General features: G+C 53.5%; 24 protein-coding genes, 1 tRNA gene and 1 pseudogene. 23 read left to right on the top strand and 3 right to left on the bottom strand.

All coding sequences use genetic code 11. The features are described from left to right. Positions 1-64 precede the first annotated feature (64 nt). The 8 genes from RQN30_RS05940 to RQN30_RS05905 are packed head-to-tail and all read left to right on the top strand — an operon-like array spanning position 65 to position 4,605. Positions 65-871: a head maturation protease, ClpP-related gene (locus RQN30_RS05940; protein WP_491608708.1), complete on the top strand. Its 807-nt coding sequence runs from the start codon at positions 65-67 to the stop codon at positions 869-871. 14 nt (positions 872-885) lie between these two features. Beyond that, positions 886-2,112, top strand: coding sequence for a phage major capsid protein (locus RQN30_RS05935; protein WP_309956126.1), 1,227 nt, complete (start codon positions 886-888; stop codon positions 2,110-2,112). Between the two features lie 32 nt (positions 2,113-2,144). Then, entirely contained in the window at positions 2,145-2,462 is a 318-nt protein-coding gene (locus tag RQN30_RS05930) for a head-tail connector protein (protein WP_353061664.1), read from the top strand. Between the two features lie 3 nt (positions 2,463-2,465). Continuing rightward, positions 2,466-2,798 (top strand): head-tail adaptor protein, encoded by a 333-nt coding sequence (locus RQN30_RS05925; RefSeq protein WP_309957494.1) that lies wholly within the window; start codon positions 2,466-2,468, stop codon positions 2,796-2,798. Beyond that, on the top strand, positions 2,798-3,235 hold the full coding sequence (locus RQN30_RS05920; RefSeq protein WP_309956128.1) for an HK97-gp10 family putative phage morphogenesis protein: 438 nt from the start codon (positions 2,798-2,800) through the stop codon (positions 3,233-3,235). The genes RQN30_RS05925 and RQN30_RS05920 overlap by 1 nt, the downstream gene beginning before the upstream one ends. After that, positions 3,232-3,573, top strand: coding sequence for a hypothetical protein (locus RQN30_RS05915; RefSeq protein ID WP_309956129.1), 342 nt, complete (start codon positions 3,232-3,234; stop codon positions 3,571-3,573). The genes RQN30_RS05920 and RQN30_RS05915 overlap by 4 nt, the downstream gene beginning before the upstream one ends. A gap of 13 nt (positions 3,574-3,586) precedes the next feature. Next, positions 3,587-4,171: a major tail protein gene (locus RQN30_RS05910; RefSeq protein ID WP_309956131.1), complete on the top strand. Its 585-nt coding sequence runs from the start codon at positions 3,587-3,589 to the stop codon at positions 4,169-4,171. 20 nt (positions 4,172-4,191) lie between these two features. After that, complete coding sequence (locus RQN30_RS05905) at positions 4,192-4,605, top strand: polysaccharide deacetylase family protein (RefSeq protein ID WP_309956133.1); 414 nt, start codon at positions 4,192-4,194, stop codon at positions 4,603-4,605. Positions 4,606-4,926: 321 nt separating this feature from the next. On the opposite strand, the gene RQN30_RS05900 is transcribed toward RQN30_RS05905, so the two are convergent. Both RQN30_RS05900 and RQN30_RS05895 read right to left on the bottom strand, forming a co-directional pair. Further along, on the bottom strand, positions 4,927-5,319 hold the full coding sequence (locus RQN30_RS05900; RefSeq protein WP_353061663.1) for a hypothetical protein: 393 nt from the start codon (positions 5,317-5,319) through the stop codon (positions 4,927-4,929). Then, a complete protein-coding gene (locus tag RQN30_RS05895; protein ID WP_353061662.1) occupies positions 5,312-5,974 on the bottom strand; it encodes a hypothetical protein in 663 nt (220 codons plus the stop codon). The genes RQN30_RS05900 and RQN30_RS05895 overlap by 8 nt, the downstream gene beginning before the upstream one ends. A 132-nt stretch (positions 5,975-6,106) precedes the next feature. Here RQN30_RS05895 and RQN30_RS05890 point away from each other — a divergent pair. The 9 genes and pseudogenes from RQN30_RS05890 (at position 6,107) to RQN30_RS05850 (ending at position 17,995) form a co-directional block, all read left to right on the top strand. After that, a pseudogene (locus RQN30_RS05890) lies at positions 6,107-8,781 on the top strand (phage tail protein). Continuing rightward, positions 8,781-9,473 (top strand): hypothetical protein, encoded by a 693-nt coding sequence (locus RQN30_RS05885; RefSeq protein ID WP_309956141.1) that lies wholly within the window; start codon positions 8,781-8,783, stop codon positions 9,471-9,473. The pseudogene RQN30_RS05890 and the gene RQN30_RS05885 overlap by 1 nt, the downstream one beginning before the upstream one ends. A 152-nt stretch (positions 9,474-9,625) precedes the next feature. Continuing rightward, positions 9,626-12,457: a phage tail spike protein gene (locus tag RQN30_RS05880; protein ID WP_353061661.1), complete on the top strand. Its 2,832-nt coding sequence runs from the start codon at positions 9,626-9,628 to the stop codon at positions 12,455-12,457. Positions 12,458-12,472: 15 nt separating this feature from the next. Continuing rightward, positions 12,473-12,895 (top strand): DUF1617 family protein, encoded by a 423-nt coding sequence (locus tag RQN30_RS05875; protein ID WP_353061660.1) that lies wholly within the window; start codon positions 12,473-12,475, stop codon positions 12,893-12,895. Continuing rightward, a complete protein-coding gene (locus tag RQN30_RS05870; protein WP_353061659.1) occupies positions 12,892-13,110 on the top strand; it encodes an acetyl-CoA carboxylase in 219 nt (72 codons plus the stop codon). Before RQN30_RS05875 ends, RQN30_RS05870 begins: the two co-directional genes overlap by 4 nt. A gap of 85 nt (positions 13,111-13,195) precedes the next feature. After that, the gene (locus RQN30_RS05865) at positions 13,196-13,564 is read left to right on the top strand and encodes a phage holin family protein (protein ID WP_353061658.1); all 369 of its coding nucleotides are present in this window, start codon (positions 13,196-13,198) and stop codon (positions 13,562-13,564) included. Next, positions 13,561-14,394, top strand: coding sequence for an N-acetylmuramoyl-L-alanine amidase (locus RQN30_RS05860; protein WP_353061657.1), 834 nt, complete (start codon positions 13,561-13,563; stop codon positions 14,392-14,394). The genes RQN30_RS05865 and RQN30_RS05860 overlap by 4 nt, the downstream gene beginning before the upstream one ends. A 782-nt stretch (positions 14,395-15,176) precedes the next feature. Beyond that, positions 15,177-16,427, top strand: a complete 1,251-nt coding sequence (locus tag RQN30_RS05855) for a recombinase family protein (RefSeq protein WP_353061656.1) — start codon at positions 15,177-15,179, stop codon at positions 16,425-16,427. Then, positions 16,424-17,995, top strand: a complete 1,572-nt coding sequence (locus RQN30_RS05850) for a recombinase family protein (RefSeq protein ID WP_353061655.1) — start codon at positions 16,424-16,426, stop codon at positions 17,993-17,995. Before RQN30_RS05855 ends, RQN30_RS05850 begins: the two co-directional genes overlap by 4 nt. 209 nt (positions 17,996-18,204) lie before the next feature. Here RQN30_RS05850 and RQN30_RS05845 read toward each other — a convergent pair. Beyond that, positions 18,205-18,278 (bottom strand) — tRNA-Gly (locus RQN30_RS05845). A gap of 719 nt (positions 18,279-18,997) precedes the next feature. Here RQN30_RS05845 and dcd point away from each other — a divergent pair. From dcd to RQN30_RS05815, 6 genes are all read left to right on the top strand, one after another. Beyond that, positions 18,998-19,585 carry a dCTP deaminase gene (gene dcd, locus RQN30_RS05840; protein ID WP_353061784.1) on the top strand — a complete coding sequence of 196 codons (588 nt, stop codon included), beginning with the start codon at positions 18,998-19,000 and terminating at the stop codon, positions 19,583-19,585. Between the two features lie 936 nt (positions 19,586-20,521). Then, on the top strand, positions 20,522-20,977 hold the full coding sequence (locus tag RQN30_RS05835) for a hypothetical protein (protein ID WP_353061654.1): 456 nt from the start codon (positions 20,522-20,524) through the stop codon (positions 20,975-20,977). Next, a complete protein-coding gene (locus RQN30_RS05830; RefSeq protein WP_353061783.1) occupies positions 20,944-23,700 on the top strand; it encodes a Na+/H+ antiporter subunit A in 2,757 nt (918 codons plus the stop codon). The genes RQN30_RS05835 and RQN30_RS05830 overlap by 34 nt, the downstream gene beginning before the upstream one ends. 3 nt (positions 23,701-23,703) lie before the next feature. Further along, positions 23,704-24,240 carry a Na(+)/H(+) antiporter subunit C gene (locus RQN30_RS05825; RefSeq protein ID WP_353061653.1) on the top strand — a complete coding sequence of 179 codons (537 nt, stop codon included), beginning with the start codon at positions 23,704-23,706 and terminating at the stop codon, positions 24,238-24,240. Beyond that, positions 24,237-25,967: a Na+/H+ antiporter subunit D gene (locus tag RQN30_RS05820; RefSeq protein WP_353061652.1), complete on the top strand. Its 1,731-nt coding sequence runs from the start codon at positions 24,237-24,239 to the stop codon at positions 25,965-25,967. The genes RQN30_RS05825 and RQN30_RS05820 overlap by 4 nt, the downstream gene beginning before the upstream one ends. Then, the gene (locus tag RQN30_RS05815; RefSeq protein ID WP_353061651.1) at positions 25,957-26,109 is read left to right on the top strand and encodes a hypothetical protein; all 153 of its coding nucleotides are present in this window, start codon (positions 25,957-25,959) and stop codon (positions 26,107-26,109) included. The genes RQN30_RS05820 and RQN30_RS05815 overlap by 11 nt, the downstream gene beginning before the upstream one ends. The last annotated feature ends 37 nt before the right edge of the window (positions 26,110-26,146 follow it).

The raw sequence follows: 26,146 nt of genomic DNA, 5'->3' as shown, positions 1-26,146 counted from the left end.
GACGTTTTGGAACTGGCTCACACCCGAGCCACACAACGACCTGGACGTAGATGCAGTCCGGGTTTTGCGTATCAGCGGCACGATCGCTGAAGAATCCTGGTTCGATGACGACATCACACCCAGTATCTTCGCCCAAGAACTGAACGCCGGTTCTGGTCCGGTGACGATCTGGCTCAACAGCCCCGGAGGGGACGTGGTGGCTGCCGCACAGATCTACAACATGCTCATCGACTACCCAGGCACAGTCACCGTCAATATCGACGGCATCGCCGCATCCGCCGCGTCCGTGATCGCGATGGCCGCCACGAAGGTCGCCATGAGCCCCGTGTCGATGTTGATGATTCACAACCCGGCCACCATGGCGGTCGGTGACAAGGACGAACTCGCACGTGCAATGAACATGCTTGATTCGGTTAAAGAATCGATTCTGAATGCATATCAGGAGAAGACGAACCTGAGTCGGGCGAAGCTGTCCAAGCTCATGGACGCTGAGACCTGGATGGATGCTCGGGCCGCGATTGACATGGGTTTCGCCGACGAACTCCTGACCGGCGAACGTAGCCCGGCCTTCAACGCTAAGCCGGACGAAGAACTAGAAGACGATGAGGACGATGTGGAGTCGCCTGACGAGCCTGACAAGGACGACGGCGAGGAGCCGAAGCGCCCTCCGTTCCAACCCAAGAACGTGGGACAAGGCACGGTGTTTTCACGCCGAGCAGCCGAGCAAAAACTCGTCGCGCACCTGACCGCCACATCACCACCGTCGTCGTCGAAGCTTGTGCGACCACCACGCCCCACCACTACACCCGCTGCACCTGTTGGTCGGCGGGTTCTTGATTTGTACGCCGAATTGATCAATCAACCCCACTGAAAGGACCAATATCCATGTCTACTTCACTTTCTGTTTCTGACCTTCGTACCAAGCGCGCAGATGTTTGGGAGAAGGCGAAGGCCTTCCTTGATGAGCGCCGCGACACCAGCACCGGTTGCCTATCTGCTGAAGATGATCAGGCTTACGCGAAGATGGAAGCCGAGATCGACCAACTCACTAACGAGATCGCGCGTTCTGAACGCGCGTTGCGCCGCGACGCCGACCTCGCCAAGGCAACCAACATGCCGCTCACCTCCATGCCCGGTATGAGCCCTGATGATGAAGCCAAGCCGACTGCACCTCGAGCAACCGCCTCGTACAAACGGGCGTTTTGGGATGCGATGCGGCTCAACGCTTCTCCGATGGAGGTGCGCAACGCCCTGTCCGAAGGCGTCGACACTGAAGGCGGATATTTGGTGCCTGATGAGTTTGAACGCACGCTGATCTCCTCACTGGAGGATCAGAACATCATGCGTTCTTTGGCGAAGGTTATCCAAACCACTAGCGGGGACCGTAAAATCCCCGTGGTTTCCACGCACGGCACTGCAGGCTGGTTGGACGAGGGCAAGCCTTATACCGAATCGGACGAAGCCTTCACCCAGGTGACACTGTCGGCGTTTAAGCTCGGCACCTTCCTCAAAATCAGCGAAGAGCTGCTCAACGATGCGGCGTTTAATGTTGAGCAGTATCTGGCTGTGGAGTTTGCTCGCCGTATTGGCGCTGCTGAAGAAGAAGCCTTCCTCACCGGGGATGGCAAGGGTAAGCCCACCGGCATCTTCACTGCATCTGGCGGTGGTGAGAAGGCGGTGACCACAGCTAAAGCAACGGATATTACGGCTGATGAGCTTATCGACCTGCACTATAGCCTGCGCGGCCCGTATCGGAAGAACGCGGTGTGGCTGATGAACGATTCGACCGTCAAGACCGTGCGCAAGCTTAAGGATGGTAATGGCCAGTATTTGTGGCAGCCAGCCCTGACCGCAGGAACCCCTGATCTGGTTCTCGGCCGCCCGGTCCATACGTCCACGTTTGTTCCGGAGATTAAGGCTGGTGCGTCGACGGTGGCCTTCGGTGACTTGTCGTATTACTGGATCGCCGACCGACAGGGCCGCTCGTTTAAGCGGCTCAACGAATTGTTCGCCACCACCGGGCAGGTCGGATTCCTGGCTTCCCAGCGTCTGGACGGCAAGCTCGTCCTACCCGAAGCAGTCAAGCTGCTGACCCAGAAGGCCGGAGCATAACAAACCCCGCACATGGAGAGGAGGTGGCCGCAATGACCACAACAGAGCTTATCGATCAGGTGAAGGCGAATCTGCTCATCGGCTTCGATGATGACGACAGACTGATTGCTGCGTTGATCAATGCGGCCACCTCCTACGCCTGCGCTTTCCAGCACCTGCCTGAAAACCACTACGGAACACACGAGATGTCTGGGGCAACCAGGCAGGGCATTGTCATGCTCGCCTCCCATTTCTATGAGTCGCGTGATGGTTCGACGGCAGGCTTTTGGGCAGATAAACCGGATGCCGCTAAAGCGGTGTGGAACGCGGTGAACAACCTGCTGCGTCTGGATCGAGATTGGAAGGTGTAACCGATGGCTTCTCTTGGATCCATGCGCACCACGATCGACCTCATCACCCCGGTTACGGTGCGTGATAAGGCAGGGTTCACCACCACACGCGATGAAGTGCGGGCAACCGTGCGGGCGCAGGTCGAGGTGCGGCACGCGAGTGCTGCGTGGGTGAACCGGGCAGCGTACTCACAGGCTGACGTCCTCTTCCGCATCCGCAACCTCCCAAACCTGCCCGTCACGACGGATATGCAGATCAGTAGCCCAGACGGGCGGTATGTGATCGACACGGTCGAAGTGATCGGCAGGTATGTTGAGATTCTTGCTCACCACACCAGCCCTGAAGGGAGCAACTAATGGCTCGAGTGCAGATCCGCTTGCCGAACGCGTTCATTGACTCCCTCAACGCCGCCAGCCGTGTACTGGAGTATTCAGCTGATGAGGTACTCAAGGCGGGAGCCGCCGTAGTCGAGCCGCGTATGCGAGCAAACCTCACGAGCGTAATCGGCCGGAACACCAAACAGACATCACGCTCGACAGGGCAACTACTCGCAGCACTGGGCACAACGAGCGTGAAGGTGAACAGTCGAGGTGATCACAATATTAAGGTCGGCTTCGCTGAAAACCGGCGTGACAGCAAAGCGAATGCGTTGATCGCCAACGTCCTCGAACACGGCCGGTCTAATCAGCCTGCACGCCCATTCCTTGCACCCACCAGGGCACAAACCAGGCGTGGTGCGATCGAGGCTATGAAAACGACGCTCACGGCGCGGATCGAGCAGGTGAGACAATGACCGCATTACTAGAACAGCTCACGAATATTGCTGACAAGCTCGACCTACCATTCGAAATCGGCTTGTTTACTACAACACCAGCACCAGATACGTATCTGGTAACAACACCACTGGCTGACGTGTTAGACGTGTTCGCCGACAACCAGCCCAGCGTTGAGATCGAAGAAGTCCGCCTCGCTTTATTCACACGCAGCAATTATCTCGACCTGCGCAACCGGATTACCCGCGCACTGCTCGACGCAGGACTAACCATCACAGCACGCCGGTATGTCGGCTTCGAAACCAACACCGGATTCCACCATTACGCGATAGACGTCGCGGCCCACCACACACTCTGAAAGGAACACACCCATGGCAACGATTGGTTTAGACAAACTCTACTACGCCACCATCACCGAAAACCCCGATACGGGTGAGGAAACCTACGCCAAACCCAAACCGCTGGCCAAAGCTATCTCCGCAGAACTCTCCGTCGAGGTGGCTGAAGCAATCCTCTATGCCGATGACGGGCCAAGTGAGATCGTGAAAGAATTCAAATCCGGCACCCTCACCCTCGGTATTGACGATCTGGGTGGTGAAGCAGCGGCCGCCTTGACGGGTGCGAGCGTGGATTCTAACGGCGTCCTCATCTCCGCCTCCGAAGACGGCGGCAGCCCGGTGGCGATCGGCTTCCGCGCCGCACGCTCCAACGGGAAGTATCAATATTTTTGGCTTTATCGGGTTAAGTTTGCCCTGCCCACCGAAACGCTGGCCACCAAAGCCGACTCGATCACGTTCTCCACACCCTCGATTGAGGGCACGATTCTACGGCGTAACAAACCCGATAGTAAGGGGCGGCATCCGTGGAAAGCTGAAGTGCTCGAGGGTGGGACTGGTGTGAAACAAGAAACGATTACCAACTGGTACAACCAAGTCTACGAGCCTGCCAAAAACTAACAAGCAAGGAACATTAAACGATGACCACCAAAAAGAAAAACTCTGTTGTTGAACCGAGGCGCTCTGCAACCGTCAGCATCGGCGGGGAGGACTACGAGCTTGTGCTTACGACGAAAGCCACTAGGCTGATCGCCGAGCGCTATGGCGGGCTCGAACATTTAGGCGACACCCTCGAAACCTCCGAGGACCTGGGTAAAACATTAGGTGAGGTGATTTGGTTGATCACGCTACTGGCCAACCAATCAGTTCAGATCCACAACCACCATCACCCTGATGATAAACGCCCAGAATTGAGCGAGGACGAGGTCGAACTGCTCACCGTCCCTGCCGATCTGGCAGACTATCGTAGCGCAATCGCTGAGGCTTTACAGCGAGGCACTAGGCGTGATGTGCTCACCGAGCCAGTCCCAAAAGCACCAGTGGCGGACGCATAGTCGAAAACGACCATGCTGTGTTCACACGGCTTACCTATATTGGCATAGCCCACCTCCACATGACACGCGTGGAGGTGGGTCTGACCGTGTTCGGCGAACTTTTGGATCTCGTCGACTGTTGGCGGTTAGAAACCGGCAGAGCGCAGCCGCTGCGTCAATGGTTCATCGACGACGTGATTCCCGCTGGAATCTAGGAAATTTTGATGTCACTTCCGTTATGACACTTGAGGAAAAGACCGTTTTGTTGAACAAGTAGACGTAATGTCTCGAGGAAACTACCACAAGCGTTGTAGAGCGTTACCTGAAGTGCTCCATCAATGCTTAGTAGAACATTTTCATCTGTGAAAAAATTTGTAATGATGATAGATCATTAACGATTACTTCCTTTATAATCTCATCTAACTTTTGATACGGAAGCTCACGTATATTATGGAGCGGTTTAAGATCTGGATGAAGCTTAAAGAAAGTCTCATTCTCAGTAAGGTAAAGCTTTGCCTCATATTCAGCTATCAGAGTCAAAGAAATGAAACAAATTCGACGAGCAAAGTCCTGCACATAGTTACCTGTTTCTAAGAATTGTTCATAGTGAAGAAAATCTGGATTTTTGGGCTGAAAAGGGATGAAGTCCAACACATGCCACGATGAACTTTCTTGGATCTGGTCAATATGACTTAGAAAATCGTTCATCCTATCAGTTTCCTCATTACTAGTCACCAAGTACCTCGCCATTCTCGCCTAGAGATGCAACTCTCTTACCCTGTTTGTTCTTTAACTTCCATTTCCTTCCACCGTGTCCTGCTGTATCTTTGTCAATGCTCCAGCCATTATCAGCCTTCCATTCTTGACGTCCCTTTTGCTTCTTAGTAAATTTCCCAAGATTCACATCACCGTTAGATTTCTTTAGCTGAGAAGGGATAGAAGCCCGAATACGAGCTATAGATTGTGAATGTGAATCAGCTAGCCATGACGTAATAGTATTCCATAACCAACTACCAACTGAAATGGTCACTCCTGCAACAACAATAGCTCCTGTTGCTGCGATGGCTACTTGCCCAATACCTGGAATAAAATAGAGACCTGGAAGAGCAGCAACCGCTGCTCTTGGCATGATCCCAGAGTTATAAGTGGAACACAACATTACTGCCTGATCGAGAGCACTGCGAAACTCTTGTTGTGTGTAGAAAACACCATTTATAGAAACCCCTTGAGCTGTCACAACAACATTGGAATTGTGCGTGTGCATGATTGAACTGAATGCGAAATCCGAATTCGTAAGCGAGGAATTCTCTGCTGCTAATGCTGTTCCTGTGCTAGTAGTAAGAGCGAGAGCCACAGTGAATCCAATACTTCTGATGATTGACTTTTTCATACCTACATCTTTCATTGAGGAAAACTAGATAACTGTTTACTTAACCCAGGATTATAGGAAACCTCCTAAAAGCACATAAATACATTCGTATCCGTCATTGTTTTTATTTATCTATGTAGGGAATACAGACTTATGGCTGATTCCAGTTTTGGTTTGAAGATTGGTTTGGAGGGTGAGCGTGAGTTTAAGCGCGCGATCACCGAGATTAACCGTGAAATGCGGGTGCTTGGCAGCGAGATGAAGCTGGTGGCGTCCTCGTTTGATAAGAACGACAAGTCCGCTGAAGCTCTCACCGCCCGTAACCAAGTGTTGGGTAAAGAGATTGAGGCGCAGAAAGCTAAGATTGAGACTTTGCGTGCGGCGCTTGAAAACAGCGCTTCCTCGTTTGGGGAGAATGATGCTCGGACGAAGAATTGGCAGATCCAGCTTAATAACGCGGGCGCGCAGCTCAACCAGCTCGAGGGTGAACTCAAATCGAATAATGATGCCCTGTCGGATTTTGGGGACGAGGCTGACGATGCGGGCGATGATGCCAAAGGGGCGGCAAAAGATGCGGGCAGGCTCGAAGGGGCGGTCGATGATCTCGGCAACGAGATGGATTCCACTTCCGGTAAGACCCGTGTTTTCGGTGACGTGCTCAAAGCCAACCTTGCTTCTGAAGCGATCATCGCAGGCGTGAAAGGTATTGGGCATGCGATCGCTTCTATTGGGCGTGGCATGGCAGGTGCCCTTAAAGAGGGCGTGGAGTATAACGCTCGCATGGAGCAATACTCCACAAGCTTTACGACGATGCTCGGCGATCAGGCGAAGGCTCAACAGCTGGTTAATGATTTGAAGGTTCAGGCGGCGAAGACTCCGTTTGGTATGCAGGATTTAGCTTCCAACATGCAAACCCTGCTCTCGTTTGGCATGTCGTTGGAGGATGCGAAGAAACACTTGAATGAGATCGGTGATATTTCCCAGGGGATGCAGTGAAGATGGAGTCTTTGACGCTCGCCTTCGCTCAAATGTCTTCGACTGGCAAGCTTACGGGTCAGGACTTGTTGCAGATGATTAACGCTGGATTTAACCCGCTCGAGGAAATCTCGCGTAAGACTGGCAAGTCGATTGGTGAGTTGAAAGAAGAGATGGCCAAGGGTGCTATATTTGCGGATATGGTCGCGGACGCGTTCGCTTCGGCTACGAGCGAGGGTGGCAGGTTTTACGGGGCTATGGACGCCCAATCCAAAACGTTTTCTGGTCAGCTTGCGACAATGCACGACGGGGTGGAAAACCTCAAAGTCGTGCTAGCTGGCGGACTGAGTGATACTCTGGCTGGGTCGGTGTTACCGATGGTGAACGGGTGGATTGATGAACTGACCGCAGCGTTTGAAGAAGGCGGCACACCCGCCCTCATCGACATCCTCGGTCAAGTCTTACAGGAGGCTCTCGGGTTTATTGCTGACCAGTTACCGATGGTGGTTGAAACCGGCATGTCTATCCTCACCGCACTGCTCGAAGGGATTATTGAAGTCCTCCCACAAGTAGCCAAGACGGCGGTGACGTTGATTGTTGCGTTAGTGGAAGCCATTATCGAAGCTCTCCCGTCCTTGTTGGAGGCGGCGATACAGATTATTGCCACTTTGGTTTCTGGGATTGGTGAAGCCTTACCGGAGCTTGTTCCAGCGGCGGTGCAGATGCTTGTGGCGCTCGTGCAGGGTTTGGTGGATAATTTGCCGCTTTTGTTGGACGCGGCACTACAGTTGATTACTGGACTTGCAGAAGGTCTGATCGCAGCGATCCCTGTGATTATTGAAGCATTGCCGCAGATCATCACTGGGATTGTCACGTTTCTTGTGGGTGCGATCCCGCAAATCATCGAAGCAGGAATCCAACTGCTCACTGCGTTGATTGGGGCTATGCCGCAGATTATCACTTCGATTGTGGCTGCTTTGCCGCAGATTATTACCGCTATCGTGTCCGGCGTGGTCGGTGCTATCCCGCAGCTTATCGACGCTGGTATCCAACTGTTGACCGCGTTGATTGACGCACTACCGCAAATCATCACGACGATCGTGGCAGCCTTGCCGCAGATCATTGCCGCGATTGTCTCTGCTATTGGTGGGGCGATCCCGCAACTCGTCCAAGCTGGTATTCATTTACTTACCGCGCTGGTTCGGGCGATGCCTCGAATCATCTCAACCATCGTGTCAAATATTCCAGCAATTATTTCTGGTATCGTCCGCGCGGTCGGGCAGGGTGTTTCAGCGATGGCTGATGCGGGTAAGAACCTGGTTTACGGCCTGTGGAACGGTATCCAAGGCTTGGCGGGCTGGTTGTGGAATCGGGTCTCGAATTGGGCACGCGGGATTTGGGACTCGATCACCGGCTTTTTCGGTATCCACAGTCCTTCTCGGAAGATGGCTTGGGCTGGACGGATGCTCGTCGAAGGCCTAGCAGGCTCCATCAAAACCGATGGGAACAAAGCCATCAGCGCTGCTACTGGTTTGGCTAAGGACACGATGGACGCATTCGCTGACCTTGGAAACGGGCTGAGTGTCCCGATCGACGCGGTTACAGATCTGCAAGTGCCGAGTGTTGATCTTACCCCGCAACCCAAGGCTGTATCTCAGCGAAGCAGTGAGAGCGCGAATGAGCGTGTGGATGTGGCTGGGATTGTGGATGCGACTGCGAAACGTATCCTGTCCTCACTGGACATCAGCGTGACGCTCTCGGATGGGACGCTGGTAGGCAAACTCGCACCCGCTCTCGACAAACAACTTGCACGCCTTGACCGCAGACAGGCCGTGATGGCAGGAGGCTACTAATGTACGGCTTCACCCTGGGCGACCAGACCACTTCGGCTTCGCTTGGGCTGCGGCTTACCGCACCAGTCGCGCTGCCAGTTGCAATAAGAGCTGTTGACGATATTAAGGTCGAAGGCCGTGCAGGCACGTTGACCAGGTTCACGGGCTGGGAGGACGCTGAATTTGAGCTTGAGCTTGCGATTCCTATCCGCGACAGGCTCGAGAACTACAGGAAAGCCGTCTACGAGCTCACGAATGCTTCTACGATCGCGTTCACTGCCGATCCTGGTGTTTACCGCAAGGTTAAGCACTGCGAAGTGAGCGAACTTCGGAGGGAGTTGTCGGGGTGGGGGTTCTTCACTGCGTGGCTCACCTGCCAGCCCTTCAGCTATTTGTCTGAGGGCTTGAAGCCCGTAACGATGTTGGAGTCGGGGACGCTCACCAACCCTAGCCTGTTGGATGCTGATCCGATCATCACCGTTACTGGCACCGGAGCGTTGTCTTTGACGATCAATGCGCGCGTCTATCACGTGAATTCGCCAGCAGGCTCCGTCACGCTCGACAGCGAACGCCTCGTCGCACACGCCCACGGGAAAGTCCAGACCGATGCGTTAACAGGATCGTTCCCAGTGTTAAAACCTGGTTTAAATCAGATCACTCTTGGCGCGGGCATATCAAAAGTGGTCATCATACCGAATTGGCGGGGTCTTTAAAATCATCCTTACTCATGCATTTATCTGTGTTTCGTCAAATTAAACTAAGCCATTTGGGGTACGGAAAAACGTCCGCACCCTATTTGTGCATTTATTTTTGAGCCGTTTGTGCACTGGCTGGCCGTCTTGTCTTGTTTGGAAAGGGGTCTTCAATGATTACAGTTCATGCCCGCACTAGCACTATTTTCACCACCACCGGACTCGGCGTGCTCGACCGGGAGATTATCAACCCGATCGTGAGCGAAGAGCTTGGCGGTGAATTCTCACTGATCTTCACCTATCCGGCAGATGGGCCTGCAGCACAGCACCTCGTACTTGAGAACATTGTGGCAGCGCCCGTGCCAGGGCTGGAGCAACGTCAGGGTTTTCGGATTAGCGAGGTTACTACCACCCTTGACGGCTTGCTCGAGGTGAGCGCGTTTCACGTCTTCTATGATCTGGCTGCGAATTTGGTCGCCGACACCTACGTTGTCAACAAGACTGCGAAAGACGCACTGACCCAGATTCTTGGCGCGGCGAACACCAAACACGGTTTCACTGCGACATCCTCGGATACGGTGACGCGCTCGTCGGCGCGGATGGTGCGCATGCCCGTCGCCCAAGCTTTGATGGATGCGGGTGAGGATAATTCGTTTGCTTCGCGTTGGGGTGGTGAACTGGCCCGCGATAATTGGCTGATCCACCACACCCCACGGCGTGGAGCTGATCATGGGATGGTTATCCGTGAGCGGAAGAATCTCACCGGGTTTGAATCGACTATTGATTTTTCGACGGTGATGACGCGGATTTTGCCAGTCGGTTATGATGGGCTACTTTTGCCTGAACTGTATGTTGATAGCTCGAGACTGGGTGATTATGTGGTGCCACGCATCCGCGTCATCCGCTACGGGCAGGTTAAAGCCATCACCGACACTGACAATCCACGTGAGAGCGAACTTCCACTCGATCAGGCACACGCGCAGCTGCGCCGTCTCGCGGCAGCAGAATTTAGCGTCAAGCATGTGGATGAGCCGTCTGGGTCGTATAAGGTGCGGTTCGTCGACCTCGCCACCATCAAGGAATACGCAGACCTCGCCCAGCTCGAAACCGTCGAAATTGGCGACACCGTGACCGTCCGCCACGGCGATCTTGGGATTGCGCTCACGGCGCGGGTGGTGGCATACGAATACAACCCGCTCACATGTAACTATATTTCGGTCGAACTCGGCTCTGCTGCTCGGAAGTTCACCTCCGTCACCCAGCAAGTGAAGTCTGCGATGAGCACGGCGGTATCGGCATCGGATGTGGCAGGGTTTGCGTTGGCTAGTGCGGATGGGAAAAACACCAACCACTACGGCAGCGCCCAACCTGAGAAAGCTCAACTAGGTGACACATGGTTTAAAAGCAATGGTGAGACAACCGAAATCTGGATCTACCAGCTCACTGACACTGGGCAACCAGGCTGGGTTGCATTGGCGACGGATTTGAATCATGCCCAAATCAGTGCAGAGCTGGATGCGGCGCGCGTGCAAGGAGATCAAGCCCTCGCCGCTGCCCATGAAGCGCAGACCATAGTAGACCAGGTCAGTCAGCGCCTCCGAGGGGCGCAAGATGATATCAACGAAGCGAAGGCGGCTGCAGCGACTGCGGCTGAGCTAGCGCAGGATGCCCACGATATTGCGGTTACCTCGGATGGACGGCTCACGGTTGCGAGCCTCGATCCGACTGTGGCGGACGCGACCAGCAGGCCAGAAGGCGCACTATGGCAAGTGCGTGTAGATGGCGTGATCGCCCGCCAATATATTCTCTCCCACAACCAATGGGAACCAACACCAGTTGGGGCTGCGATGATCGGGTCGAAAGCGATCAGCCAAGCACACATCGCAGATGCCGCAATCGGCACCGCACACATCGCCAACACTTCAATCACAGATGCGAAAATCAGCTCACTGTCCGCCGCGAAAATCACCACCGGCTACCTGGCAGCGGCACGCATTCAGGCTGGATCAATCACCTCCGACAAGCTCACAATCGCCAACGGGTTTATTACGAACGCGATGATCGCGAACGCCGCGATCACCGACGCGAAAATCGGCTCCCTGTCAGCCGGTAAAATCACTAGTGGTACTCTTGCCGCAGCTAGGATCGCTGCAGGAAGTATTACCTCTGATAAGCTCACGATCGCTAACGGGTTTATTACTAATGCGATGATTAAAAACGCTGCGGTCACGAGCGCGAAGATCGCTTCGCTGGATGCTGGCAAGATCACCACCGGCTATCTCAACGCAGGCAGGATCGCCGCTAGGTCGATTACAGGCGACAAGCTTTCTACTAACGCAATCCAAGTAGGGCTGGCAGACTGGAGACAATCTATCAGGATTAGCCCATATCAAATCGCCTGGTATAACGGGGACACGCTGGAAGGCAAGATCACGAGTGCTGGGATGCAGTTTTGGTACGGCACCCGCTATATCGGCGAGTTCGCACGCAGAGCCCATAAGGACAAGCCCAATGTGCAAGGCATCGTAGGCCAGCTCGCCTATAAAGGCGACTACGTTGCCTGGACCTACCAAGACACCGAAGGCGGCACCTACTACACGTGCCTGACCCTTGACCCGAAAGGGTTGTTTTACGGGAAAGCCGGAATCCACCTCGGCTCCGACCTGCGTACTGGTGGGTATAAGTTCTACACCACCGGTTCACGCTACGTCACCTTGCAAGACTGCACGCTCACAGGCAGCGGCACGCACTCGGGCTGGGTGGGACAAAGCGGGCTGTCGAAAATCGTCTTCCACACCTACGACCTGATGGTCGTCACCAACGGTTCGTATTACAACATGACCCGCCTGTTCGATCGCACCAAGGATTTGATGAGCCGAGTGAATTCACTGATCTCGCTCCTTAACCACGGATGGATCACCACCATTTCACGCTCAGGAACAAACATTACTTGGCAGTACTACTCCAACACCGGCCTATCTACCATGTCTACCAACCTCGCATAAGGAAAGGAAACATCCATGGAAATCATGATCGCCAACCAGCATCTACAACCTATCGCAGAGCTACTCACCAGCATGCCCTTGAAGTCCGCGCAGTCTCGTGCCCGCTCGAAACTGCTCACCTTGGTGAAGGAGGCGATTGCCCGGTTCGGGGAAGACGAATACGACCTCGTCACCGCCTACGCCACGCTCGACGAGCACGGCCGCCCAGTATTCGCAGAAGACGGAACCTTCGTCCTCGCCAACCCCGAGAAAGCTGGTGAGTTTCTCGACGCCCGCCAAGCACTACTCGCGTCGGTCGCTGAAGTCTCTGGCCCGACCTACGAAAACCACGAAAAAGACGTGAAAGCACTTCTTGACGGCTATGAGGGTGAACTGTCTGGCGTGGCGGCGGAAGCCTACGACGTTCTCTACGACGCCATCACCAAGGGTGGCCAATGAAGGCCAAGGAAGAAAAGGACACAGAACTGACCGAAGTTTCCGTCGATGAGTCATCACCAGATGAGGTGCAGTTGCCGATCGTCCCAGTCGAATCTGATGCCACGCCCGCACCACCAGCAGATGACGTTCAAACTACTGCGATCCTAGAGCCAGCAAGCGCTTCACTCGACCTAACCATGCCAATTCTGGAAGTGCTCACCGACCCGACCATGTAAGTCGCTGCGACGCCGGATTCTTTGTTGCCTTCACCCGATGTGGGTGTAGGCAATTTTTATGCCCAATAGATAAGGAATAATTCTCATGTCTCTACACGCCATCTGGCACGCCACCCAAACCACAATCGCCGGTATCGGTGCGTGGCTCGCCGCCTACCTTGGAGGCCTCGACGGCCTCGTCTACGCGTTGATCATCTTCACCCTCGTCGGCCTCGCCCACCTGATCGACGTCCACGTCCTCGACACCCCAGGAGTGCTACGGGCGGCGGTCATTTTCTTCTACCTATCCAACGAAGGCATCTCCCTAATCGAAAATGCCACCCGACTCGGCCTGCCTGTCCCGGCGCAGATGCGTGGGGCGCTCGATGCGATCGCTAACCGAGCCGAAACCAGACCCCCACTAACCAAACCCTCAACCGCTAACAACCCAACAGAAAAGGAGAACCAGTCATGAAGAATTGGAACACGCTTGAGGCTGATATCGACCTCATCATGAACAAACACTACACGCCAGGGCGTAACGGGCGGCGGATCGATAAGGTCATCATCCACCACAACGCAGGCAACCTCACCATTAAAGGCTGCTACGACGTGTGGCAAACCCGCCCAGCCTCAGCCCACTACCAAGTCCAAACCGACGGACGCATAGGCCAGCTCGTATGGGATCGCGATACTGCATGGCATGCAGGAAACTGGGACGCTAACACCACCTCCATTGGTATTGAACACGCAGATGTTTCTTCCGATCCTTGGTCTGTATCCGAGGCGTGCCTCGACAATGGAGCACACCTCGTCGCCGCGATCTGCAAGTTCTACGGTCTCGGCCGCCCGGCCTGGGGCAAGAATGTCTTCGGGCACAAAGACTTCTCTGCTACGGCCTGCCCGGCATCGCTTGTTGGTTCCCAGCATGCCGCCTACATGGCACGCGCCCAGTACTGGTACGACCAAATGACAGGCAACACGCCAGCACCAGCTCCGAATCCTGCACCTGCTCCTGCGGCACCGAATATTGACGCGTTGGCTGACGCGGTAATCCGCGGTGAATACGGGAACGGTGACGAGCGCAAGCGCCGCCTCGGAGCCAACTACGCCGCCGTCCAACAGCGAGTCAACGAAAAGCTCGCGGGCCGTGCGCCTGCTGCCAATCCTGCCGCACCCAACATTGACGCCCTCGCCGACGCGGTAATCCGTGGCGACTATGGCAATGGTGAGGAACGTAAGCGCCGCCTGGGCAACCTCTACGCCGCCGTGCAGGCGCGAGTGAACGCCAAGCTCGGCTACTAACACGCGTTACGGCGCAATCTAGCCCCGTCATCACTGTGACTTCCCAATCCTCGGGGAGCTGGTGGTGGCGGGGCTTTTCGTCATTTTACGGGCGGATTTAACAATCGGAGGTTTGTCGGCAGTGGGGTGAAGGGAGTGACCCTACTGTGAATGATCTTGATGAACAACGTATCCGTAACCTGCGCATGGCTGGCTGGGGGTATAAAGCGATTGCCGATTTTTGTGGCCTGACTCGTGACCAGGTGCGCTCGTACTGCACCAGCCGAAACCTTGACGCCGCTCCGGTGATGGCTTGGCAGGTATGCCACTGGTGTGCCAGCCCTATACAGGGAGGTGTTCGGGCTCGGTTTTGCTCGCCCGCCTGCAGACACAAAGCATGGCGGGAACGACAGAAAACCGAGCCTGTGCGCGAGCAGACCTGTACGCACTGCGGACGCCGCTTCGCGATCGTGGATAAGCCAGGTCAAAAGTTTTGCTGTCACGCCTGTTATGTACGTGCTCGCTTCGGCACGAGGGGCGGACGACCATGAACACGCTCGCCGCTCCTGTTGATCAACTGGCCCAACCTGACGTGTTCGCCCGAGAACTCGCCTTCATTACGGACTCTCACACGTTGAGCGTGCTGGCGGGGCGGGGTGTGCTCACACCCGCAGAGTATCAGCGTGCTCACCGGTTGTTATGGAGGGCGTGGACGCCGATCTATCAACCACAGATTGTGGGCGAAACGACTGGATAAACACTTGGTTTAGAGCGTGTATAGACCTAACGCGAAAGGAGAAAACGTGGCACAAGTTAGTGTGGTGACACCGGTGCGGTCGCCTGCCCCGAAGCTGGTCAACGTGGCGGCATACGCGAGGGTCTCGACCAACGGTGCGGAGCAGTTAGCATCCCTATCGGCGCAGGTTTCGTATTATTCGCGCCTGATCCAGTCCACACCCGGATGGGCCTATGCGGGCGTGTTCACCGATGAGGGTATTACGGGTACGTCAACGAAATCCCGGCAAGGCCTGGCAGACTTGATGGACGCAGCCAGGAGTGGGGGTGTCGATATTGTGTTGTGTAAATCGATCTCACGCCTGGCTCGCAACACTGTCGATCTGCTCGCTACGGTCCGTGAGCTCAAAGACCTGGGCGTGGCCGTACGGTTCGAACGCGAACGTATCGACACCCTTAGCGCTGACGGGGAACTGTTGCTGACTTTGTTGGCGTCGTTTGCTCAAGAAGAATCACGCTCGCTATCCCAGAACGTGAAATGGGCGATCCGGAACCGATACAAGAGCGGTGGCACGAACTCCTTCGTTGTCTATGGATACCAATGGGCAGACGGCCAGTTCACGATCGTCGAAGAAGAAGCCAAGATCGTGCGCTTACTGTTTGCCAATTATCTCGATGGGATCAGCCCGGAGAAAACCGCGACGATGCTCAATGCTGAAGGTAAACGCTCTCGAGGAGGGGGACGGTTCTACGGATCCGTGTTTCGTCGCATGCTCGAAAATGAGCGGTACAAGGGCTGCCAAATGCTACAGAAAATGTACCGCCCCACAATCCAAGCACCCACACGCTCCTTCAACGACGGGGAGCTGCCGCGATACTGGGTCGACAATGCGCTACCAGCAATCATCAACGAAGTAACCTTTGACGCGGTGCAGGAAGAAATCGCGCACAGGCGTGAGGCAGGTCCGGCTGCGACCCCGTCAAAAAACACGGGCGTATTCACCGGGCGGATCTGTTGCGGCGCGTGCGGGAAGAATTATCAACGTAAAACCCGCACCTACAAGTCTGGAACTTCGTATAAGTTCTGGCGCTGTTGGAGTGCCTGCACTGGGAACGGAAACCCCTGTAGTGGGCACAACCTGCGAGAAAGCCTCCTCGAACAAGCCTGCACGGACGTGCTCGGCACCCAAGGGTTCGACCCGGCTGTGGTTGGCGAGCAGGTCGTGATGATCGAGGCCTTCGAGCATCAGCTCACCTTCCATCTCGCGGATGGAACCATGGCACCAGTTCAGTTAACAAACGAGGGGAGGTTGGCATGAGTCGCACGGTCACTGCGATACCCGCAACAAAGAAACCCTGGACTGCCGCAACCCTGTCCGGGGTCCCGGCACGCAGAAGGGTGGCGGCCTACGCTCGCGTTTCTACTGAGATGGAAGAACAAACCTCCTCCTATGAGGCACAGATTGACTACTACACCACCTACATTCGCTCCCGTAATGATTGGCAGTTCGCGGGCATGTACTCCGATGAGGGCATCTCTGGTACCTCTATGAAACGTCGCGAAGGTTTCCAAACCATGATCGATGACGCCCTGGCAGGTAAAATTGATCTGATCCTCACCAAGTCCGTCTCCCGGTTTGCTCGCAACACCGTCGACTCGCTCACCACCGTACGCAAGCTCAAGGATGCAGGCGTCGAGGTGTATTTTCAGAAGGAAAATATTTACACCTTTGACGCCAAAGGCGAATTGCTCATCACGATCATGTCGAGCCTGGCGCAAGAAGAATCCCGCTCAATCTCCGAGAACGTGACTTGGGGGCATAGGAAGCGTTTTGCTGATGGGAAGATTATGGTGCCCTACAAGTCGCTGCTCGGATACAAGAAAGGAGCGGACGGCAGCCTCGTGATTGACGAGACCCAGGCACCGACTGTCCGGCTGATCTACCAGCTTTTCCTTGATGGGATGGCGATCAGTGAGATTAAAACCGAACTGGCTGCTCGCAAGATTCTTACCCCGCGTGGGAAAGAAGTGTGGTCGACATCGACGGTGCGCTCGATCTTGTCGAATGAGAAATACAAGGGCGATGCACTGTTGCAAAAGACGTTCACCACGGATTTCTTAACCAAACGCATGAAAGTCAACGAGGGCGAAGTGCCCCAATACTACGTGTCGGGCAACCATGACCCGATTATTGCTCCGCGTATTTGGGATCAAGTCCAATACGAACTAGCTACCCGCCATGGCAACACTTCTTCAGCGAAGGTTGGCTTGTTCTCCACGCGGCTCAAATGCTTTCAGTGTGGGGCGTGGTATGGGCGTAAAACGTGGGCGTCGAACACGAAATACAAGTACACAGTTTGGCAATGCAACCACAAATACGCAGGCGAGCACCCTTGCAGCAGCGCGACGGTAAAAGACGAGCAGATCAAGGATTCTTTCGTGCAAGCGCTCAATCAACTGATCGCCCGCCGTCCGCAGCAAAGCCAGCTACCGCAGATTCTTGGCGACATGTTCGATACGAGCCGTTTGGAAGAACAAGCCGTAGCGTGCCAGGCCACACTCGTGGAGCTGACCGAGCAGATCGAGGCGCTGATTAATGAGAATCAGCAACGCGCGCTCGATCAAGACGCCTACCAAAACAAGTACACAGAGCTCGATACTGCCTACCGTAAGATACTCGCATGCAAAGCGAGCCTAGAAGCGGATATTGCAGCGAACGCTGCCAAGCACGCTGCCATCACCACAACTCTAGGCGATCTGGCAGGGGAGCCAGTGAGCGAGTTTCACCCTGCGCAGTGGAGCGCACTCATCGACCACGCTGTGGTTAGTGAGGATGCGATCCGGTTCGTGTTCCGGGTTGGTGAGGTAGTGAGCATCCAGCTTTAGATCTGAAATGAAGATTCTGGCCCGTTCTTGCATGAGTGCGCGGACACGGGCTTTTCTCATGCCTAGAAAACCTCACAAGGGCGAGGCGCTGGTGATTGGAAAGTATTTCCGCAGGTCAGGGCTAACGCGCTAAACACTCGCTAACGTTTTGACCCCCTTGGGGCATACCCGCTAACGCAACCGGGGACTTATCATTTTCGACGTCATAGTGGAGCGGGTGACGGGAATCGAACCCGCCTCTGCAGCTTGGGAAGCTGCCATTCTACCGATGAACTACACCCGCGAACTCCTCTAGTGTAAACCGAATTGGGCGATTCGGCAAAGCGGTTGAGAAAAAGCGGTTAAGAAAAAGCGGATTGAGAAAAAGCGGGTTGAGAAATAGGCGAAGCTGGGTCGATAAATGGTTGCTGAAAATGCTAAATGTGCCAGAAAATTGGTTGAAAATGGTGAAACTTGGCTAATAATTCTTAGCTAATAATCGTGTGAAGTAATCGGCAATATTTCAAACTAAAGCAGCAGATGAGTGATGGGCGGGTGCGGGTAATATCTGCTGACGTACTGTCTTTCGCAGACGTGCTGTCTTTCCTGGCTGCATTGGTGTATTAGCTGTGCTGGCTGCATTAAATATTACGCAGCGTTAGATGTGTCACAGGGTGTTTTTGTCTCGGCGCATGAACACGAAATGCATGAACACAAAACGGATGAACACAAAAACATGTGACCGCAGAAACGGGTAACCACAGAAACGGGTAACCATGGTAGTGTGCGGCTGGAGGAAAATGTGCATGTAATCATAGGAGTGTGTGTCCGCCGAAGAAAATGCACTCCATGACACATGGGAAAGTGCGAAAGCGAAAACCTGCAAAATTAAAAAACCTGCAAAATTAAAAAACCTGCAAAATTAAAAAAACGTACGAACATGAAAAAGAAGAAAAATAAAACGGATTCATCCCACATCTGAAATTGTCTGCAAAATTTACTGATTCATGCCAGAATCGAATGGTGTTACTTTCAGACAAAGATATTCTCAATGCCGTCGAAAATTCCCGAATCATACTTGATCCGTGGGATCCGCAGATGGTACAGCCTTCATCTGTCGACGTTCATCTTGACCGTTACTTCCGGCTTTTCAACAACCACCGCTATGACGTAATTGATCCGGCCGTTGACCAATCCGACCTGACCACATTAATTGAGGTTTCTGCCGACGGGTCTTTCGTGCTCCACCCGGGCGAGTTTGTACTCGGATCAACCTTTGAACAAGTGACGCTTGCGGATGACGCAGCTGCCCGCCTTGAAGGTAAATCTTCGCTCGGCCGGCTTGGTTTGCTCACGCATTCGACGGCAGGTTTCATTGATCCCGGATTTTCCGGGCACGTTACTCTTGAGCTTTCGAACACTGCTACCATGCCGATTAAGCTCTATCCGGGGATGAAAGTCGGTCAGCTTTGCTTCTTCCAGCTTTCTTCAGCTGCGCAGCGGCCGTATGGGCAAGGTGCGACGCATTCGCGGTATCAAGGTCAGCTTGGTCCAACCGCATCACGTTCGCATTTAAACTTTCACCGTCTCGACACGTCGCGCGAGCTGTAATGTAATCCAGTGTGATTATTCGTTACATTTATTGATGCCGCGTAGTCTTTGTAAATTTTCCGCAAATTTTTCGTAAATTCGACGGTTTTATCTCGTTTGTGGTGCCGTGTTGTCTGTTAACACGGCATTGCCGCACAGCACCGTCTGTTAACGCTCTTAACAGGCGACGGTGCGTTTCGGTACGTGTTATCTGTTGATACTGTGTTGTTTATTAATGCTGTGTTATCCGTTAGTACAGCATTATCTGCTAACGCTGCACTTTGTGCGGTATCTCCAATGAATGCTTCACCGTGAGACGAAACATCTCGCACCGCAATGTGTTTATCAGTTAAAATGAGGGTGCGGCGTGCACGATTTTCCGTATAAATTTAACGCATAAATATAAACTGTGTCTGGTTATGTGTAATCGACGGGGTTGGTTGCGCTGGTTCTGTTTTCGCCGGTTTTCTGCTGGAGTCCGTCGAAAACAGCGCTTTGCTGCCGAGCGGCTGCGCTCGCTGATTATTTTCAGCTCTGTGTGCGTATCTTGGAGATAAATGTGCACTTATCTTGCAGCGAAATAAGTTTACTGTTCTCTGCGGGACGAAGTGTGAAAGGTGAGACGCGGTGTGAGAGTGGAAGAACAGAAGAACGGAAGAGTGAAATTGTTGGTTAATTCGTTTCGAGGAATTGTTTTCGCGGAAATTGCTTTCGTTTCGCGGGAATTGTTTTTGGACGAACTGCTGGCGTTTCGTCCCCGAACATCAGTATGTTTTCGACTGCCATGTTTCACTCTTGAAGTTGCGCCGAAACTTATCTGTGTAAAACCAATGCAAATGTATGCAAAGTAATACACACGAATATGTGCAAAGTAATACACGCAAAGTGAATATACGAAATAACGCGCAGAATATTGCGCACTGGTTTTGGAAAACGTTGATCCGATAAGGAGAATGGATGCTCGTCCTGCTGTTGCTGTTCACGCTAGGCGCTTTGGCTGCGCCTGTTCTCCTCAAACGCGGACGTCTCGGATTCTTAATCCTCGCGCTGATTCCAGCAAGTGCTTTCGGCTGCCTTTTCACCTTGCGCAGTTCGGCTCTTGCGGGTGCAAACGGGACATCTGCGGCTGCCGGCTATCATGTTGAAAATTTCCCTTGGGCTCCTGGGATTGGATTCGAAATATCTTTCCGGATTGACCCGCTTTCATGGATGATGGGGTTAATTGTTTCCGGTGTGGGCGCACTCGTTCTAATGTATTGTTCACGTTATTTTTCGGCAAGCGCGCGTGGGCTCGGCCGATTTGCCGGAGTTTTCACCGCGTTTTCCGGAGCAATGCTTGGGCTTGTCACCACAGATAACACTCTCGCTCTTTATCTTTTCTGGGAGCTCACCACTGTTTTTCATTCCTGCTAATTGGCCATTATTCGGAGAAGTCTGCTTCCCGGAGAGCTGCGATGCAGGCGATTATTGTTACGACGGCAGGCGGACTCGCAATGCTTGCCGGAATTATAATTCTTGGGCAAATCCCAGGCGGATCTTATTCAATCAGCGAATTAGTTTCGCACGCGCAAGACGGTTCTCTTGGTGCTGCAGAAATACATGCCGACTTTACCCCGAGAGCTGTAATTACTGCTGCGCTTGTGCTGATTCTTTTCGGCGCATTCAGTAAATCGGCATTAGTGCCGTTTCACTTCTGGCTGCCGGCCGCAATGGCTGCGCCGACACCGGTTTCTTCATACCTCCATGCTGCGGCGATGGTGAAGGCGGGCATATATTTGGTTGCGCGCTTAACTCCTGGATTTGCACCGAGCAACCCATTTTGGACGCTGCTCATTACGATTTTCGGGATTTGCACATTGCTGCTCGGCGGCTACCGTGCGTTGAAACAACATGATTTGAAGCTTGTGCTTGCTTTCGGAACCGTCTCCCAGCTTGGTTTATTAATGATTCTGGTTGGATTCGGTACCCGTGCAATGATGCTTGCCGGTTTAGCGATGCTTACTGCACATGCGATGTTTAAAGCTGCACTTTTCTTGACTGTTGGGATTATTGATTGGGCGACGGGCACGCGGGATTTGCGAAAACTCACCGGTATTGCGCGAAAAATGCCAGTGCTTGCCGTATTTGCCGGGCTTGCTGCTGCGTCGATGGCTGGGATTCCGCCGATGGCTGGATTTGTGGCGAAAGAAGCCGCATTGCATGCGCTTACCGACGCACAGATGCTCACAAACACGGATACGGGCATATCAGCAACACTAACTTGGATTGCGATTGCTCTCGGTTCAGTGCTTACCGTCGGCTATACCCTGCGTTTTATTTGGGGTGCATTCTGGACTAAGCCGGATGTGGAAGAAATAGCAGTTAAGAAAAAGTCGTGGCTGATGTTAATGCCGGTTGTGATTCTCGCTGCGGTGGGATTGATTTTGGGATTAGCTTCCAAACCGCTTACAGCAGTGTTCGAATTGCATGCGCAGACTCTTCCAGGTGCGGCTGGCCATCTCGCAATTTGGGGCGGAATCACTCCGGCTCTTGGGATTACTTGCGGGGTGTTAATTCTCGGGATGCTGCTTTTCGCCGTCACCAATCCGTTCCTGCGGTTCGCTGAACGCTGCAAATTCCCATTCGCTGCTGATGAAGTTTACCGTGCGGCTATTACCAGGCTTGAAACGCTCTCCGGGTATGTTACCGGTTTTACGCAGCGCGGATCACTGCCGGCCTACCTGTCGACCACTTTTATTTTTGCCCTTGCTGCCGGCACGTTTGCCTTACTATTCGGAAATCTTGCGACAGTGCGTACAGTGCGCGTTTATGATTCGCTCGGGCAGTTTACAGTTGTGATTTTGACGGCGGTTGCGGCACTTGTTGGATCTCGGGCGCGCCATCGGATGAAAGCTGTGCTTTTGATGGGGATTTCCGGCTACGGTGTAGCGCTCACCTATGAACTCTACGGAGCACCTGATTTGGCGCTGACACAGGTTTTGTCTGAGACAATGACGCTTGTTGTTTTTATTCTGGTATTACGGCGTTTGCCGGCATATTTTTCGAATCGGCCGATACGTCTCACACGCTGGGTGCGGATTGTGCTGGCTGCAGTGGTCGGTATTTCCGGAGCGGCAATTGCGTGGCTTGCGGCTGGAGTGCGCGTACATGCCCCGATTTCGCTCGCTTTCCCAAAGGAAGCATATTATTACGGCTACGGCACAAATATTGTGAATGTAACCTTGGTAGATATTCGTGCGTGGGATACTTTCGGTGAAATTTCGGTAGTGGTAGCTGCGGCAATCGGAGTATCTTCACTGCTTTTTATTCGTGACAAAAAAGGTCGAATTGATCGGTTCCGGAATCTTGCGGATTCTGATTTACAAAGTGCGGGTATGCGGAAAGATCGTACTGAACAGGAAATGCGCGAGAAAAATTTGAATCGGCGCAGCGCATATCGGTTCGGGAACGCGGTTCGCGCACCGGGGAGAAACTTAGTTTGGCTTGCCGGCACCCACACGCTTGCACAGCAGCGCCGTTCGGTAATTCTTGAGGTCGGTACACGGCTGATTTTCCATACACTCGTGTTGATTTCGCTCTATTTCCTGTTTGCCGGCCACGATTATCCTGGCGGAGGTTTCGCTGCCGGGATGACGGCTGGAGTGGCGCTCGTACTGCGCTATGTGGCTGGCGGCCGTTATGAGTTGGGTGCGGCTGTTCCGCTTCATCCCGGACATTTGCTGGGGAGCGGGCTTGTAATTGCGGCGATGGCGGCAATTATTCCGCTATTTTTCGGCGGCACAATTTTCCAAACTGCGAAGTTTTATTTCACGCTGCCGGCGCTTGGTGAAATAAAGGTAGCGACGGCGATATTTTTCGATATTGGTGTGTATCTCGTGGTGGTCGGGCTTGTGCTGGATATTCTGCGTTCACTTGGTGCAGAAATTGATCGGCATGGTGAGATTGCCGGAATCGAAACGCCGGAAGATTATGAAATTGTGCCGGAGCAAGACGTTCGCCGCATTTCTGCTGAGGTGCTTATTGCCGAGAAAATGTATGCGGCAGAGCTGCGCGGCGAAGCAGATGATTTAACTGTGCTGGATAACTCCGGTCGAGAGAAACTGCAAAAATCTGTACGTACGAGTGAGGAGCGCTAAATAATGCAAAGTTCACTGGCACTCTTAATTCTTGGCGCGGTGCTGCTTGCCGTCGGTGTGTATCTGATTCTTGAACGTTCACTTTCCCGGATTGTGCTCGGGTTGGCGAATATTACGAATGGTGTGAATATTTTGTTCCTTGTGGCGGGCGGACCGTCGGGTGCGCCGCCGATTGTGGGAGAAGGTCAAGTGCAGGCGATGTCGGATCCGCTTGTGCAGGCGATGATGCTTACCGCGATTGTGATTGGGCTTGCCACTACGGCATTTTTGCTTGCGATGGGATACCGTTCGTGGCAATTGCATGGTAACGACGAAGTTCAGGACGATTTGGAAGACAAACGAATTTTGAAACGTGCAGAACGGGAGAAGCTTGCGGCGCGTGCTGAACGCGGCGCAGCAGTGGAAGATGATGCTGCCGATACGCATGATGAAACTGAAGGGCTGCGTGAAGATTGCGAACTGCTTGGAACGATTGATCCGGTTCTTGACCGTCCGCGTGAACAGTATCCGGTCAGTGATTCGTGGGGTGTGCGCCGATGATTTTTTCCGAGATTGCAATCAGTACTTTTCGCAGTGCGCGTTTCCTGATGGAAGGTTCCGCAATTCACGGGCAGAGTACATTTGGGTGGAATATTTTAATCGCACTCCCGATTGTGCTGCCGCTGCTCGGGGCGGGTCTTTCGCTTTCATTTGCTGCATTTCGCCGTTTTCAGGGGATAATCAGCGCAGCAGTGCTTTCGGTTTCGCTTGGCGTGGCAGTTGCGCTTTTGGTGATGTCGATGAATGGACCGGTTGTACTCGATATTGGTTCTTGGGCGGCGCCTGTGGGGATTGTGCTTGTTGCGGATCGTCTTTCCGCGATTATGCTGCTTACTTCGGTTGCGGTTACGCTTATTGTGCTGCTTTATTCGCTTGCCCAAGGCGCTTCCGACGGTGATGAAGCCGCGCCGATTGCCGTCTACCATCCGGCATTTCTGATTCTTTCAGCTGGTGTCTCGAATGCGTTTCTTTCCGGTGATTTGTTTAATATTTATGTCGGTTTTGAAATGCTGCTGATGGCTTCGTTTGTGCTGATTACACTTGGCGGTACTCGTGACCGGATTCGTTCGGGTATCGTGTATGTGGTAGTTTCGTTACTTTCGTCGTTCATTTTCTTGATTGGTATTTCCTTAGTTTATGCCGCAGCGGGAACGGTGAATCTTGCCCAGCTCGCATTGCGTCTGCCGGAAATAGATTCGGGAGTGCGGTTAACGATTCAGGTGCTGCTTCTTGCAGGGTTCGGAGTGAAAGCTGCAATTTTCCCGCTTTCAGCATGGCTGCCGGATTCTTATCCGACGGCTCCTGCGCCGGTAACTGCCGTCTTTGCTGGATTGCTTACAAAAGTTGGTGTTTATGCGATTATCCGGACGCAAGTGCTGCTATTTCCGAGCAATCGGCTAGATTTGATTGTGGGAGTGTTCGCGGCTTTGACGATGCTGATTGGGATTCTTGGTGCCGTCGCGCAGCATGATATTAAACGGCTGCTCTCTTTCACGCTTGTTTCGCATATTGGTTATATGATTTGGGGAATTTCACTTTCGCAGGTGAATGGGCTTGGCGCCGCAATGTATTACGCAGTTCACCATATTGCAGTGCAGACGGCACTCTTTCTGGTGGTGGGGCTGATTGAGCGGCATGGCGGAACAACTTCGCTCACAAAGCTTGGTGCATTGATGCGGACAGCTCCGTTGATTGCGGTACTTTATCTCGTTCCGGCATTGAATTTGGCGGGGATTCCGCCATTTTCCGGATTTTTCGGGAAAGTCGGATTAATTCAGTCATCGGTAGACCGCGGTTTATGGGTGGATTGGGTGCTGATTGCGGTGGGGATGTTAACTTCGCTGCTCACATTGTATGCGGTGATGCGTGCATGGAATATGGCTTTCTGGCAGACTCCGCCTGAGAATCTTCCTGCAAAACGTAATCCGCTTGGGATGACTGCAGCTGCGGGCACACTCGTGCTGATAACCGTGTTTCTTTCGGTGTTTTCTGGTCCGGTCAACAAATATACGCGCGACGGAGCGGTTGAGCTTGAGTTACGTTCCCCTTATATCGTTTCCGTACTTCCTGACGGCGGCCGCGGCAGCGGTATTTCACATGAAGTGACTGAGCAGGAAAGTACCGGAAAGGAGCGTACCGGGAACAGCGGTTCGCATTTGGAGAATTACAAAAACGATTCTGGGATGGAGCGGCACGGACAGGGAAGAGGCGGAAGTGATGGTGAGTAAAACTGTAAATACGGCGGCAGCCGTACCGGAGAGTGTGCCGGGAGCTGCGGCGGTACCGGCAAACGAGCCGGCTGACGTGAAAGATCGCGAGCAGAATTCGCACAAAGAGCGGAGTGTACGGAAAAATTTCGAAAAAAGCTGAAAACGGAAGCGCGCAAGCGTTCGCAGGCGGCACGGCA

The organism is Arcanobacterium hippocoleae (genome assembly GCF_040360365.1).
GTDB lineage: Bacteria > Actinomycetota > Actinomycetes > Actinomycetales > Actinomycetaceae > Arcanobacterium_A > Arcanobacterium_A hippocoleae_A.
This window is presented reverse-complemented; position numbering and strand designations above follow the sequence as displayed.

Coding starts and splice junctions, on each gene's coding strand:
- RQN30_RS05875 (WP_353061660.1), top strand. CDS start 12,473: ATGGAAATCATGATCGCCAACCAGCATCTACAACCTATCGCAGAGCTA.
- RQN30_RS05915 (WP_309956129.1), top strand. CDS start 3,232: ATGACCGCATTACTAGAACAGCTCACGAATATTGCTGACAAGCTCGAC.
- RQN30_RS05850 (WP_353061655.1), top strand. CDS start 16,424: ATGAGTCGCACGGTCACTGCGATACCCGCAACAAAGAAACCCTGGACT.
- RQN30_RS05870 (WP_353061659.1), top strand. CDS start 12,892: ATGAAGGCCAAGGAAGAAAAGGACACAGAACTGACCGAAGTTTCCGTC.
- RQN30_RS05835 (WP_353061654.1), top strand. CDS start 20,522: ATGCTCGTCCTGCTGTTGCTGTTCACGCTAGGCGCTTTGGCTGCGCCT.
- RQN30_RS05860 (WP_353061657.1), top strand. CDS start 13,561: ATGAAGAATTGGAACACGCTTGAGGCTGATATCGACCTCATCATGAAC.
- RQN30_RS05880 (WP_353061661.1), top strand. CDS start 9,626: ATGATTACAGTTCATGCCCGCACTAGCACTATTTTCACCACCACCGGA.
- RQN30_RS05820 (WP_353061652.1), top strand. CDS start 24,237: ATGATTTTTTCCGAGATTGCAATCAGTACTTTTCGCAGTGCGCGTTTC.
- RQN30_RS05825 (WP_353061653.1), top strand. CDS start 23,704: ATGCAAAGTTCACTGGCACTCTTAATTCTTGGCGCGGTGCTGCTTGCC.
- RQN30_RS05895 (WP_353061662.1), bottom strand. CDS start 5,974: ATGAAAAAGTCAATCATCAGAAGTATTGGATTCACTGTGGCTCTCGCT.
- RQN30_RS05865 (WP_353061658.1), top strand. CDS start 13,196: ATGTCTCTACACGCCATCTGGCACGCCACCCAAACCACAATCGCCGGT.
- RQN30_RS05920 (WP_309956128.1), top strand. CDS start 2,798: ATGGCTCGAGTGCAGATCCGCTTGCCGAACGCGTTCATTGACTCCCTC.
- RQN30_RS05885 (WP_309956141.1), top strand. CDS start 8,781: ATGTACGGCTTCACCCTGGGCGACCAGACCACTTCGGCTTCGCTTGGG.
- RQN30_RS05930 (WP_353061664.1), top strand. CDS start 2,145: ATGACCACAACAGAGCTTATCGATCAGGTGAAGGCGAATCTGCTCATC.
- RQN30_RS05935 (WP_309956126.1), top strand. CDS start 886: ATGTCTACTTCACTTTCTGTTTCTGACCTTCGTACCAAGCGCGCAGAT.
- RQN30_RS05925 (WP_309957494.1), top strand. CDS start 2,466: ATGGCTTCTCTTGGATCCATGCGCACCACGATCGACCTCATCACCCCG.
- RQN30_RS05910 (WP_309956131.1), top strand. CDS start 3,587: ATGGCAACGATTGGTTTAGACAAACTCTACTACGCCACCATCACCGAA.
- RQN30_RS05905 (WP_309956133.1), top strand. CDS start 4,192: ATGACCACCAAAAAGAAAAACTCTGTTGTTGAACCGAGGCGCTCTGCA.
- RQN30_RS05815 (WP_353061651.1), top strand. CDS start 25,957: ATGGTGAGTAAAACTGTAAATACGGCGGCAGCCGTACCGGAGAGTGTG.